Below are 13,088 nucleotides of genomic sequence, written 5' to 3'. Positions count from 1 at the left end.
GAACCCCACGGCATTCGCGCCATGGGGTTGGGGGAATTGCGGCCGATGGATCGGACTGGCGATCGGCCTACGCCTGCATTCCGGCCGGGCGTCAGGGAACGATGACGCCACGCCCGGTGAACCGCCGGTTCTTGAAATCGTCGAGCGCGGTGTTGATGCTGGCGAGATTGTATTCGGTGTAGTGCATCTTCACCTTGCCGTCGGCGTTGAGCTCCATCAGTTCGACAAGCTCGGTGAAATTGCCGACCAGGCTGCCGCCGATGTTGATCTCCTCGATGACGAGATGCGCGGTCGGCACATTGATGTTGCCGCCATAGCCAACGACGAACAATTGCCCACCCTTGCGCACCATCTTCCAGCAGATGTTCTCGACGCCGAGTTCGCCGACGAAGTCGATGACCACATGCGCGCCGCCGCCGGTGATCTGGCTGACCTCCTCGATGACGTTTGGCCCGCCATCAAGGATGAAGTCGGCACCCAGATCCTTGGCCAGCACCCGTGCTGCCGGTTCGCGATCGACGGCGATGATGCGGCAACCCGAGATCGCGTGCAGCGATTGCAACGCGATGTGGCCGAGCCCGCCTATGCCGAGCAGCACGCAATAACTCCCCGGCCGCAGCAGCTTGGCGGCGCGTTTGGCGGCGCGGTAGGCGGTAATGCCGGCATCGGCCAGCGGTGCCACCTCGATCGGCGTGATGTTGGCGTTGAGCTTGATCAGCGAGCGTTCGCTGGTGATGAAGTATTCGGCGAAGCCGCCATTCATGCCAAGGCCAGGGAATTGGCCGTTGTCGCAATACATGTCCTCGCCATGGCGGCAGTTGAGGCAGATGCCGCATGAGCGAAAGGGATGGCAGATAACCGCATCGCCGCGCTTGACCGATTTGACGCCGCTGCCGACCTCTTCGACCCAGCCGGCATTTTCGTGACCCATGATGTAGGGCAAAAGCGTGCCCTCGGGATCCATGGTCGGCTTCCAAACACCCTCGATGATGTGCAGGTCGGTGCGACAGAGACCGGCGGCGCCCACCCGTACAATCACCTCGTCGGGTGCGGTGATTGTCGGCGCCTTGACCTCCTCGATCTTGAGCTGGACGTTCATTTTCGGGTCGTATTCGTAGAGTCTGGCAGCTTTCATCGTCGTATTCCTTCAACGTCGAGATTGTCTGGATTGCTTCAGGCGCGGCCGAGCTTTTCCGAGCCGCCGCCGCGCGCCGGACCGGCCGTCGGATCCTCATCCTCGGCGAGGTCGCCAATCAGCGTTTCGGTGGTCAGGATCAGCGTCGCCACCGACGCCGCGTTGGCGAGCGCGGTGTAGGTGACACGAACCGGATCGATGATCCCCGCCTCGAACATGTTCTGGTAGGCGCCGGTCGATGCGTTGTAGCCATAGCCGCCGTTGATGCGGGTGACCTCGACCACCACGGCTTCGGGATCGGCGCCGGCATTGGCGGCGATGCGCCAGAGCGGTCGTGTCAGGACCGAGCGCACCAGGCGCACGCCCTCGGCGACGTCGCCGTCGACCCCGGCCACCACCTTGTCGAGCAACGGCGCGATCTGTGCGAGTGCCGAGCCGCCGCCGGCGACCACGCCCTCTTCGGATGCGGCGCGCACCGCATTCAAGGAATCCTCGATCAACTGAATGGTCCGCTTCTGCTCGACCGGCGTGACGCCGCCGGCATAGAGGATCGCGGTGCCACCCGAGAGCTTGGCCAGGCGTTCGCGCAGCTTGTCCTGGTCGATGTTCGGCTGCGAGGCTTCATACTGCCGCTGAACCTGGGCACGGCGCGAGGCGATCGCCGCATGGTCGCCGCCGCCGCGAATGATCGAGGTGTAGGACGAACTGGTCTTCACCCGGTCGGCGGTTCCGAGATCCTCGGCGGTGACATCCTCGAGCCGGCCGCCGAGATCGCGCGCGATCACCTTGCCGCCGGTGATGATGGCCAGATCCTCCATCATCGCCTTGCGCCAATGGCCATATTCCGGCGGATGAACGACGAGGTATCGTCCCGGCCCCTGCTTGCCGAGCAGCGTCACCACCACTTCCGGCGACATCTCCTCGGATACGATCAGCAACGGCCGGCCATCCTCGTCGGCAATGCGGCGAACCGCATCGAGCTGTCCCGGCTCCTTGATCTTGAGGTCGGTCATCAGGATGTAGGGCCGTTCGAGAACCGCCTCCATCTTCTCCTGGTCGGTCACCATGTGATGCGAGAGATAGCCGCGTTCGAAGGACATGCCCTCGACGACGTCGAGCGTGGTTTCGGTGGTGACACTGAAATCGGTGGTGATGACGCCTTCGGCACCCACCCGCTGATGCGCCTCCGCCACCAGGGCGCCAAGCTTGGCGTTGGTCGCCGCTATGTTGGCGACCGACGCCAGGATGCCGTTGCCCTTGGCGGGCTTGGCGGAAGTCTTGAGCGCGGCCACCACCGCCGCCACGGCAAGGTCGATGCCTTTGCACAGATCGACGGACTTCACCCCGCGCTCGTTCGCTTCGACGCCGCCCTGGATCAGCGCATTGGCGAGCACGATGGCCGTCGTGGTGCCATCGCCGGCGACCTCGTTGGTCTGCATCGATACTTCGCGGACGACTTGCGCGCCCATGTTTTCGAAACGGTCGTGCAGCTCGATCTCGGAGGCGATGCTGACACCATCGCGGGTCACCATCGGCGTGCCGATCGGCCGGTCGATCATGGCGTTCATGCCTTTAGGGCCGAGCGTCGGCTCGACGGCGGCGGCGAGCCGGAAGACGCCACGGGCGAGAGCGCGGCGAGCTTCGGAATTATGAAGCATTATCTTGGGCATGGTTCCTCCTTCCGCCTTACGGGCGGGTTGTTGGTTAGGGGCCTCGTGCAAGGGAGGCCGTTGCTGTCGGCTCTGCTTCAAGCGGTTGGTGCGACTCGCACCGGCACGCGATCCATGATGAAATCGACCAACGTCGGTTCGCCGTCGACCACATCCAGTTCCTTGTATCTGGTCTGCTTGAGTCCCCGGCACAGCGCGCCGTTGAACTCCATGTTGATGCGCACACCGCGCAATTCGGCGAGGTAGGCGCTGAGTGCGGCAGGCGGTACGGGTCGCCCTTCCCAGGTCACGAAAACGGGTTCGTCCGCCCTGCGGCCGGGAAAACGCTCAAGCAGGGCCGCCCGGTATCTCGGCTTCTGTTTGGCTGCCTCGCCCGGCTCGAAACGCGCGACGTCATATGCCGGCAGGTCCATGCCGAGGATTTCGCGATCGGTGAGACCGTGCGCCTTGAGGCCGCGCAGAAGTGCCTCCTGTCGCCGCTTGAAGGCCTTCATCGCGAAGGTTTCGCGCAAGGCGCCGAGATCCTGATCCTCGGCAAGCACGGCGAAGATGTCGCCGAACGCCTTGCCCGCCTCCATGCCGCGATTGACCTCTTCGGCGAACATGTGATCGTGCAGCTTGACGCGATAGGCCGGTGACCAGGAAAGCTGGTCGAGTGCCTTGCGCACACCGTCCAGCATCAGGAACGCGAAGTTGGGCGAGCACCAGTAGGTCGGCAGCCGGAAATCTATCTCCACGCTGCCATCGCCCTTCACCTCGCCCCGCTCGACGAAACCCATCTCGGTGATGGGTTCGTCGAGTTCAGGGTCATTGACCTCACCAAGGCGCCGCCAGAGTTCCTTCTGGCGGTCGCCGGAAACGGTGGCGGTTGCCATGGCCCCTACTCCGCCGCGATGCTGAAAGGCGAGCTGGCGAGCGCCTTCTTCTTGGCTTCGATATCGATGTTGTAGAGGCGCGCCGCGTTGAGGCCGAGGATCTTCTCCTTGATCTCGTCGGTCAGCTGCACACCCCGTTCGGCGGCGATGTCCTGCGGGATCTGGTAGGCCCAGAATTTCTCGACCAGCCAGCGTGGCGTCCAGATCGCGTAATCTGAACCGAACAGGATCTTCTCCGGCCCGAGCCAGAACAGAAGCTCGGCGATGACCTCGCCGAAATAGCGCGGGCGTGCGTGGATAAAGGGCAGTGCCACCGCCAAGCCGCCATAGACGTTGGTTTCCTGCGTCGCGATCCAGCAGAAATCGTCGAGGCGCGGCAGGCCGCAATGCTCGATGATCCAGTTGAGGCCCTGGAAATCCGTCGCCGCATGATCGACGTCATGAACGTCGAACGCATCCTTCGAGAGCGGCAGGATCGTCGGGCCCTTGTGGACGTGAATGTTCCTGATGCCGAGTTTGTCGCAGAGCTCGAAGCATTTGTAGGCATCGGGATCGGTGAGCTTCCAGCCCTTGGAGGCGCCGTTCCACTCGGCCGTGTACATCTTCACGCCCTTGACGTTGTAGGTCTCCTTGAGGAAGTGGATGTATTCCAGCGCCTTCTCACCATCGCGCGGATCGAAGGCGCCGTTGACGATGAAACGTTCGGGGTAGCGCTTGGCCACCTCGGCATTGCGCTCGATCGTGTTGAAGCCGTTCTTGTAGAAGTCCTTGAGATAGGTCGACTGGACGATCGCCACATCGTCGGGACCGTCGATGAACAGGTCGCGATAGAGATCGTCGGCGCTGTACTTCTCGAACTTGCTCTTCTCCCACAGCTGCTCCTTGGGGCTCAAGCCCGTGTGGTAGGCATAGAAGCACTCGATGAACTGCTTGCCGTGGATGTTCTTCTGGTTTTCCGGGCTGCCGTCCCAGAAATGGGTGTGGCCGTCGACTATGAAGATGTCCTTGCCTTCCGGTGTTCTGTACATGTTTTCCTCCACGCGAATGGGTTGCTTTGAATGGCTGCGGGTTAGATTGTGATTGCGACCTTGAGGACGCCGTCGCGCTGGTTCGCGAACAGCTCATAAGCGTCCTCGATCTGGTCGAGTTTGAAGCGGTGCGTGACCAGGCCGCCGAGATCGACCCGGCCTGCCGAGATCACTCCCAGCATTCTGCGCATCCGCTCCTTGCCTCCGGGGCAAAGGGACGTCCGGATGGATTTGTCGCCCAGGCCCGCGGCAAATGCATCGAGCGGAATCTTGAGATCGGAGGAGTAGACGCCGAGGCTGGACAGCACGCCGCCCGGACGCAAGACACGCAGGGCGGACTCGAACGTTGCCTGAGTGCCCAATGCCTCGATCGCGACGTCGACACCGCGCCCGTCCGTCAACCTCATGATGGCGTCGACGGGGTTCTCCTTCTTGAAGTCGACGACGATATCAGCGCCCATCCGGCGTGCCATTTCCAGGCGAGCCGGCACAGTGTCGACGGCTATGATCGTCGTTGCGCCCATGAGCTTTGCGCCAGCGGTCGCGCAAAGACCGATCGGTCCCTGGGCAAATACCGCGACGGTATCGCCAATCCGGATACCCCCGGTTTCCGCGCCCGCGAAGCCGGTGGACATGATATCGGGGCACATCAGCACCTGCTCGTCGGTGACCCCGTCGTCAACGGGCGCCAGATTGGCCATCGCGTCCGGCACGCGGACATACTCGGCCTGGCAGCCGTCAATGGTATTGCCGAACTTCCAGCCGCCGATTGCCTGCCAGCCATGCTTGGTGCCGGCACCATCCTGAGAACCGCATCCGCACAGGCAGGCATGGCTCCAGCCGGAAGGGGTGATCGCGCCGGCGATGACACGCTGACCCTCCTTGAAGCCGCTGACGCTTGATCCGAGCTTCTCGATGATGCCAACGGGCTCGTGGCCAATCGTCAGACCTCTGGCGACCGGATATTCGCCTTTGAGGATATGGACATCGGTTCCGCAAATGGTCGTGGTGGTTACGCGAATAAGCGCGTCCTGAGGTCCGATATCGGGAATTGGCTTGTCCTCAAGGACAATGCGCCCTTTCTCGACAAATACCGCGGCTTTCATTTTCGAAGACATTCGTATTCCCTCTGTAGTCCGGCAATTCTCAATCACCTTGCGTGGTTCAGTGCCGGAAAAGCATCTGCTTTTCCGGCACTGGTTTTGGCGGTTATTCGATGTATTCGAACATCTCGTCCATGTTGCCGAACAGGATCACGGTGTTGTCGTCGACGCGAACCATGCGGCCGTAATGGGTGGAGGTGTTGACCTCGAAGGTCTCGGCCGACATCTCGCGGCCGAGATATTCACCGATCGCGTCCATCTTGAAGATCAGCTTGCCGTCGCCGTCGATGCGGATCAGTGCCGGCTGATAGGTGATGGTCACCCCAGGCTTCTGGCCCATGAATTCGGCAATGGCGCGTGCCTCGACCGAGTCGTTCATGGTGACGCCGCACTGATGCGAAATCGTCTGCTCGAAGGTGATGTCCTTCATCGCCTTGAAGATGTTGGAATGCGTTGCGTCGCGTGCAGATAGTGACATGACGATTTTCTCCTGTTTCAGCGCTTGAGGCCGAGTTCGCCGAGGATCTGGCCAATCCGTTCCTCGGATTTGGCACGGACATCGACGAACGCGACGGGCTTGGAATGCGGCATCGACCAGATCGGCTGCAGGCCGGTGGCTGCCTTGTCGGCGAGCGCGCCGTGCTTCTTGACCCAGCCCTGGAAGAGCTTCTTGTTCGCCGCGCCGTATTTCTCGTCGTTGGCGAGCATGTGGATCAGGTCGATCGTGTTGGCGAGGTTGCGCTCGTAGTCCGCCTCGGCCGCCGAGATCACCGCGGGCGTGATGAAGTCGTGGTTGGCGGCGGCGATCTGCATCAGGAAACCGGAGCGGAACACCTCGCCGACCAGCGGCTCGAAGACGATGTTGATGGCGAAATACTGCTCGAGATAATCCGTCGCGCCCATGATGGTCTCGACCGCTTCGCGCGTGCCCTGCCAGTTCTTGTCCTCGAGCCAGGCCTTCTTGCCGAGTTCGTCGTCCCAGCCCGGCAGGTCCATGCCGATCTCGGCAAGGTAGAGCGTGATGTCCTGGGCAAGCCGCAGCTTGTAGGACGAGTTGGTCAGCGTCGCGTTGTTGATCATCTGGGTGTAGCCGTAACGCTGCGCCTGCATCAGCGAGGTGCCGAGCCCGAATTCGGCATGTTTCCAGGCGCCGAGTTGCGTCTGCAGGATCTTGACCCAGGCCTTGTCGAAGGTCTTCGGCGCACCCGACTTGCGGGCATTGTTGATGACGCTCTGCACCATCGTCTCGATCTTCGACTGGCGCTGATAATGCGTGCGCTCCCACTCCTGGTCGGGGGCGCGGAAGGCGTGCCAGTTGGAGCTCTGGGCAGCGGTGTTCTGCTTGACATAGGCGCCCTTGCCGTCGGCGAAGGAGATGATCCAGTCCTGGATCAGGTAGCGTTCCGGATCGGGCTGAACGTCGACCGTCATGTCCTCGTAGTGTGTGGCACGCTGGCCTTTCGGCTCGAAGTACCGGTATTTCCGGCTGTCGGAGTCGGCGAAGATCGCGGCACCAGCGGCTCCGGAACCGACTGAACTCGAGGTTGCAGGCATAGTCTCTCTCCCTTGTTGCAGTTGTGGTTGGCTTGGCACGACCGCCCTCAATGGGCCGGCGTTGCGCCTGCCGATGTGGTGAACTTGTCGAAGAAGATCCGCTCGGTCTCGAAGCCGTTCATGAACAGCACCGGCTGCAGCGCATCGATCATCGGCGGCGGGCCACAGGCATGGACATCGCCCTGCCCGTCGACCGCCAGTTGCTTGAGCTTGGCATCGACACTCTGGTGCACGAAGCCACGCTCGCCTTGCCATTCGGCGTCGTCATTGGCGTGCGACAGCACGGGAATGAAGGTGACGTCGGAATGATTGCCGACCAGCTCGGCGATCCTGTCGAGATAGAACAGGTCGTTGCGGGTGCGGGCGCCGTAGAAGAAATAGACCGGACGTTTCTCGCCGCTCTTCAGGTGGTCGTTGAGGATCGACCAGATCGGCGACATGCCCGATCCGGCACCGACCAGGATCAGTGGTCCTTGCCGTTCGTCGCGGCGGAAGCAGGTTCCGTAGGGTCCGACGACGGTGACTTCGGCTCCGGCCCTGATGCCTCCGGAATCGAGTTCTCCCGAGAACTTTCCTTCGGGGTATTTTTTGATGATGAAGGAGAGTTTTTGGGTTTGGTCCGGCGTATTTGCCATGGAGAACGAGCGCGTAATCGTCTCCCCTTTTTGCGTGGTAACCGTGATGTCGACATATTGCCCCGCCCAAAACTTCATCGGCGAGCCGAGTTCGATCTCGATGCCGCGAATGTCGTGGGTCAGCTGCTCGATGCGAGCAATCCGGCCCTTGTACGTTTTAACGGCGATCGCCTTCGCCAGAATCTCCTCGTCGTAGTTGAGAAGCTCGACTTCCAGGTCGGAGTAGGCGATGCAACGGCACAACAGGACGTGCCCGCTTTCCTTCTCCATGTCGTTCAGGGCGAAGGTCGAGTATTTCAGCATGTCGACTTCGCCTTCGAGCAGCACGCTTTTGCAGGCCGAGCACTGCCCTTCCTTGCAGCCGTGCGGCAGCGCGATGCCCTGACGAAACGCGGCGTTGAGCACCGTTTCGCCATTCTCGACATCGAACTCGACACCGACTGGGCTGAGCCTGACCGTGTGGGTTTCCGACATACGGACCTCCAGTGAAAGCAAGGGGCGGGACGAACCCGCCCCCTGGCCTGATCAGTTGCAGGGATTGATGGTGAAGCCGGCCCGGTATTCGGCCAGATGCTTCTCACGGTCTGCGGGCGACATGGCACGCAGGGCGTTGAGCGGCGATCCGAGCGTGTTGCCGCGCACATCGTCAAGCGTCCACATCTCCTTGTCGTCGAAGCGCAGATGCGGTTGCGGAACCAGCGTCTTGCCGTCGGAGCGGACGAAGTTCAGGTCCTTGATGGCATCAGCCAGGTCCCAGCCGTCATAGAGCGTCTCCCACTCGCGCTTGCCGCTGAAACGGCCCATCGCGGGCGTCGGACGGCCCTCATACTCGTCGTTGAAGGCGACCATCGTGGTCCAGCGGTCGAGCTCGTGAGCGAATGTGTAGAGTTCGCCATTGATCTCGCCGACCACCATGTCCTCGCGGATCAGGCAGGGGACGAGGCAAGACCAGCAGCGGTGCGGATAGACGTAGCCGACGTCGCTGTTGAACAGCAGCACCTTCTCGCCCTTGTGGCTGAGCTTGGCGTACCATTTCCAGAAGTCGCCGAATTCGGCGTACCAGCCCGGATACTTGTGCTCGAACCACTCGAAGTCCTTGTCGGTCTGGGCCTCGATGCGCCAGAAATTGACCGGCCAGCCGACCGCGAAGAACTGCCCGACCTTGTGGACGTAGTTCTTCTTGGTGATGCGCTCCCAAGCCGCCTGGACGTCGTCGTGATGGACCTTGATGCCGTATTTCTCGAGCGGCAGCATGTAGGTGCGATAGTAGTCCTCATAGATCCAGCGGTGCCACATCTCCGCGTAGGACTCCTTGTTCTTGTCGCGGTTGGTGGTGCCGTATTCGATGAAGGTGCCGATGGCGGCATCGACGATCGCGTGGTTCTGCCAGAAGGCGTAGCGCAGGTCGCGTTCGAGCAGCAGATGGTTCTCCGGCTCCTTGAGTGCCGCCATCAGCAGCGAATGGCCATTGCCGATATGCCGGCTCTCGTCCGACTGCACCGACAGGAAGACGGTCGGCAGCGCATAGTCACCGTTGCGGGCGGCCTCCGAAGGCATGGCGACGAACAATGTGTTGGTGAAGGCGGTCTCGGCCACCACGGTCAGGTACATGCAGGCGGCGGTCATCGTGTCGCCGGTGATGAAGCCTTCGGCGAACTGGCGGCCGATGGTGGTGGCGTAGCACTTTCCGAAAGCTTCCTCGGTGATGTCGAAGCCGGCCGGATCGATGTAGTTCTCCATGTACCATTTCTTCAGATTCATCTGGATCGTCGAGTGACGGAACTCGTCGATCATCTGCATGGTGAAGCCGGTTCTGAGTTCCTCACCGGGCGCGATGCGGGCGACCATCGCCATCGAGCGGGCGGCGGAGATTTCCGGGAAGGGAATGATGGCCAGGAAGAGCTTCATCCACTCGACCCAGCGCGGTTCGACGTTGCGGAACATGTCGCCGCGCAATGCCGCGTCAAGCGCGCCATAGACGCGGTTGTCCTTCTCTTCCTGCATCGGGAAGTAGGACCGCAAAACCTGTTTCATCGGGTCGCGCGGCGTCTTGTTTATCTTGTAGTCGGTCGGAAACGTCATCGCTTCCTGCACGTAGGAAGGATTCCAGCCGAGATCGGCAATCTTCTTGGTTGCCTCGCCGACGGAGATTCCGCGTTGCGAGGTAATCTTGTTGAGCGTCAGAGACGTCATGGTCATAAGCCTCCACCAGGTTTGAGCCGCGGGTCCCTTGACCCCGGCATGAAGCGGCACAAAACGCCGCCAGTGAGAGTGCGAACGGCATGACAAGGGGTTGCGCATCGAGGCGCGACTCATGGTCCGGCCATTCAAGTGGATCGCGGCAAAGGTTCTCGAGGCGCTTGGCAGAAACCCGCGGCGCCAACCGCATATGCGATGGGCGTATCGAGGCGGAATTTGTCTCTGCTTCCTCCGTTCCTTCGTTCTTTTGGCACCGCGCCAAGCGCGATGGGCTTCTTATGAGAATGAGCAAAGCAAGCAGCGTGCCAATTCCAGAATAGCACTCATGGCCGGGGTTGAAAACAAGATCGCCACTCCTTCGGCGCACAACCCGGCATCCGAATGTAACGTTTCTTTACACCTGTAAGTTACGCCTGTAATATTTGACATATATTCGCACCTGCAACATATTTAGTTAGCAATCGCAGCAAATATCAAAATCAATATCACCTGTTTAATTCTTCGTCTTTCTCCATTATTTGAAAGCCACACCCCATAGACGGGGGCTGCGCGCTGGAGAAAGACCATGCCGAACGATGAAGACAGAAGCGGGCCGCCCGGACCAATGTCCAGCCATGCCGAGGGCGTCGCCGGCGATCTTGTCAAGCTGATGCCTCGCGACCTGGTCTTCGTCATGCGTTTCATGGGCGAGAGCCAGCACCGCCTGCAGGCCCATTTCCAGCACTTCATCAGGGCCGAGCTCACCGCCGGTGGCGTCACCGCTGAGACGCATCCGATGATCCATCTGTTCATAGAAAGCCATGCGATCCTGTTGCGGGACTTCGTGTTTTCAGGTGTTTCGCTGACGCGTCAGTTCCGTGTCGAGGAGATCGAGCGCCTGACAGGCGACACGACGTCGATGATCCGCGTCGACATCTGGGACCAGCTCAAAAGCCACATCGAAACGGCCGAAAAGCAGTTCCAGTCGCAGGCCGGCACGCTGCCCAAATTGCTCTCGGCCTTCGAAAAACCAACCGGGCCTTTGGGGAGCGAAAAATGACCAAGGGATCCCAAACGGCCAGGCGCGACGCGCTGCTTGCGCGCCGACTCGATCTTGTCGCCAGGGTCTCGGCTCTCACCGCGGAAGCGTTGCGGCTCAACCAGAAGCGCGCCGGCATCGAAATGGACGTGCTGCGCCTGGAGCTGGAAATCGGCAGAAGCGGGGCCAGCGCGCAACTGGTGCGGGATTTGCATGATGCAGAGCAGAGCGCGGCAGCAATCATGCAGGCATGCGCGGCGTGCGAGCAACGCATTGTCGCGGCCGAAGGTGATGTCGATGACGTTGATCGCCGGCTTGCCGCAACGACGAACAAGGACTGATGGGAGAGAAAGCATGAACCAGCAGACGATGCAGAACCTGACCCTGTTCGACCTCTTGGCGCGCACCTGGCAACGACCGGCGGCGATCGCGGATCTGCGCTTCAGCGCCGACGGCTCTGCTGTCGCTTTCACTTCGGTGGACGGAACCGTCGCCATTGCCGCGGTGGCGGATAACGAGCCGCCGGAAGCGCGGATCCGGGTGAGCAACGATCTCGGCCAGACGACGATCCGCCCCCGGGAAAAGCCCGCAGTGCCATTGATCGCCACGGCGGCATTCGCCGAGGGCGATGTTCCACTCACAACCCATCCGCATTCCGGCTTTCTGGTTGGCGCGGCCAGTGGCGAGGTGCTGCATCTGAGCGCCGGCGGTGAAGTCGCGAACCCTCTGATCAGGATAGACGGGCCGATCGTCGCGATCGACCACAGCGCGAGGGCTGGCACGACAGCCGTCAGCAACGGACATGATGTCTTCCTCTCGCAGAGCGGAAGCGGCGCCACGCGACTGGAACGCGATGAGACATCGCCGACAGATTCCCTTGCCTTCTCGCCAGGCGGCCGGCGCCTCGCCTTGGGCCTTGGCGAGGGGCTGTCGATCTGGGCGGTCGAAGGCGACGCGGCCTTGATACGCGATGTTTCCCTCCCGGCACGCCCGGTGTCGATCCGATGGAGCCGTGACGGCACGTGGCTGGCCTGCGGGCTGGAGACGGGAGGCCTTGGCCTGGTGAGCGCCGCCGATGGCCAAGCTGACATCGTCGAGGGATTCCCCTCGCCTGTTCGGACCGTGTGCTGGAGCTCGCCGGCAAATGCGCTGTTTGCCTCGGGCGCGTTCCGGATCGCTGGCTGGTCGATGACCGCCCCGCCGGTTGGCGGCGAAACCTCGGGTGCGTTGGAAACGGGTCGCGCCGGGCTGGTTCTGGTCGAGGTAGTGGCGGCGCACCCGGAAAAGAAGCTGATCGCGGCCGGCTACGCCAATGGCCGCATCACCGTCGCCCAGGTCGGCATGCGTGACGAGCTCCTCGTCAGACCGCTGGGCAGCGCGGTAACGGCGCTTGCCTGGTCGGGCGATGGACGACATCTGGCGATGGGCGCCGTCGACGGCACCGCCGCGATCGTCACCTTCCCCGCGCAGATGTTCAAATAGCGGACGCTGTCCGCATGACACAGGAGGATGAAATGCAAACCGAACTCACCGCAGAGGACAAAAGCAAGGACGAATTTTTCGAACGGCTTGCGGATCTGTCGGAAGAAATGGTGGCCAAGCACGGCAAGGATTTCAGCATGGGCGCGCTGGTGCTGGCCGCCCGCTGGATCGCCGAGAACCGCGTCGGCAAGCTAAAGACCAATTAGCAATTACAGGAAAGTGTGAAGCGGTTTTCCCAGAGGAATTGCGTAAAAACAAATAGTTGGAGCAGTTCGCCGTTTCCATGAAATGGCGAACTGCTCCAGCTTGGGAAAGTGAAGGTCAGGGCGGTGATGTCGACCAGTCCCGCACGATTGGACCGCTTGCCGAAGGTGCATGGCTATCGAGCG

At 61.6% G+C, this 13,088-nt stretch carries 13 protein-coding genes; 4 read left to right on the top strand and 9 right to left on the bottom strand.

Annotation, left to right across the window (positions count from 1 at the left end):
• Positions 1 to 91: 91 nt before the first annotated feature.
• From AC1VON_RS13105 to AC1VON_RS13065, 9 genes are all read right to left on the bottom strand, one after another.
• Entirely contained in the window at positions 92 to 1,135 is a 1,044-nt protein-coding gene (locus AC1VON_RS13105) for an NAD(P)-dependent alcohol dehydrogenase (protein ID WP_172351749.1), read from the bottom strand.
• A gap of 38 nt (positions 1,136 to 1,173) precedes the next feature.
• Positions 1,174 to 2,805: a molecular chaperone GroEL gene (gene groEL, locus AC1VON_RS13100; RefSeq protein ID WP_172351750.1), complete on the bottom strand. Its 1,632-nt coding sequence runs from the start codon at positions 2,803 to 2,805 to the stop codon at positions 1,174 to 1,176.
• Positions 2,806 to 2,882: 77 nt separating this feature from the next.
• Positions 2,883 to 3,680 carry an iron-sulfur cluster assembly protein gene (locus AC1VON_RS13095; protein ID WP_056565031.1) on the bottom strand — a complete coding sequence of 266 codons (798 nt, stop codon included), beginning with the start codon at positions 3,678 to 3,680 and terminating at the stop codon, positions 2,883 to 2,885.
• Positions 3,681 to 3,685: 5 nt separating this feature from the next.
• Complete coding sequence (locus AC1VON_RS13090; protein WP_172351752.1) at positions 3,686 to 4,708, bottom strand: amidohydrolase family protein; 1,023 nt, start codon at positions 4,706 to 4,708, stop codon at positions 3,686 to 3,688.
• Between the two features lie 41 nt (positions 4,709 to 4,749).
• Positions 4,750 to 5,826, bottom strand: coding sequence for an NAD(P)-dependent alcohol dehydrogenase (locus AC1VON_RS13085; protein WP_483126326.1), 1,077 nt, complete (start codon positions 5,824 to 5,826; stop codon positions 4,750 to 4,752).
• 91 nt (positions 5,827 to 5,917) lie between these two features.
• On the bottom strand, positions 5,918 to 6,289 hold the full coding sequence (locus AC1VON_RS13080; RefSeq protein WP_056565037.1) for an MmoB/DmpM family protein: 372 nt from the start codon (positions 6,287 to 6,289) through the stop codon (positions 5,918 to 5,920).
• A gap of 17 nt (positions 6,290 to 6,306) precedes the next feature.
• Positions 6,307 to 7,365, bottom strand: coding sequence for an aromatic/alkene monooxygenase hydroxylase subunit beta (locus AC1VON_RS13075; protein WP_140610910.1), 1,059 nt, complete (start codon positions 7,363 to 7,365; stop codon positions 6,307 to 6,309).
• A 47-nt stretch (positions 7,366 to 7,412) separates the two neighbouring features.
• Entirely contained in the window at positions 7,413 to 8,474 is a 1,062-nt protein-coding gene (locus AC1VON_RS13070; RefSeq protein WP_140775159.1) for an NADH:ubiquinone reductase (Na(+)-transporting) subunit F, read from the bottom strand.
• Positions 8,475 to 8,525: 51 nt separating this feature from the next.
• On the bottom strand, positions 8,526 to 10,199 hold the full coding sequence (locus tag AC1VON_RS13065) for an aromatic/alkene/methane monooxygenase hydroxylase/oxygenase subunit alpha (protein ID WP_196772366.1): 1,674 nt from the start codon (positions 10,197 to 10,199) through the stop codon (positions 8,526 to 8,528).
• A 565-nt stretch (positions 10,200 to 10,764) separates the two neighbouring features.
• On the opposite strand from AC1VON_RS13065, the gene AC1VON_RS13060 reads away from it, so the two are divergent.
• From AC1VON_RS13060 to AC1VON_RS13045, 4 genes are read left to right on the top strand one after another with little or no spacing between them, the layout of a single operon-like run.
• Positions 10,765 to 11,238 (top strand): hypothetical protein, encoded by a 474-nt coding sequence (locus AC1VON_RS13060; RefSeq protein WP_483123094.1) that lies wholly within the window; start codon positions 10,765 to 10,767, stop codon positions 11,236 to 11,238.
• Positions 11,235 to 11,558: a hypothetical protein gene (locus AC1VON_RS13055; protein ID WP_483123091.1), complete on the top strand. Its 324-nt coding sequence runs from the start codon at positions 11,235 to 11,237 to the stop codon at positions 11,556 to 11,558. Before AC1VON_RS13060 ends, AC1VON_RS13055 begins: the two co-directional genes overlap by 4 nt.
• A 13-nt stretch (positions 11,559 to 11,571) precedes the next feature.
• Entirely contained in the window at positions 11,572 to 12,699 is a 1,128-nt protein-coding gene (locus AC1VON_RS13050; RefSeq protein WP_483123088.1) for a WD40 repeat domain-containing protein, read from the top strand.
• 32 nt (positions 12,700 to 12,731) lie between these two features.
• The gene (locus AC1VON_RS13045) at positions 12,732 to 12,905 is read left to right on the top strand and encodes a hypothetical protein (RefSeq protein ID WP_172351756.1); all 174 of its coding nucleotides are present in this window, start codon (positions 12,732 to 12,734) and stop codon (positions 12,903 to 12,905) included.
• Positions 12,906 to 13,088: the final 183 nt, after the last annotated feature.

The sequence above is a fragment of the Mesorhizobium sp. HAY1-8B genome (genome assembly GCF_056868045.1).
Note: the sequence above shows the minus strand (reverse complement) of the source record. Positions and strands in the feature narration are given on the sequence as shown.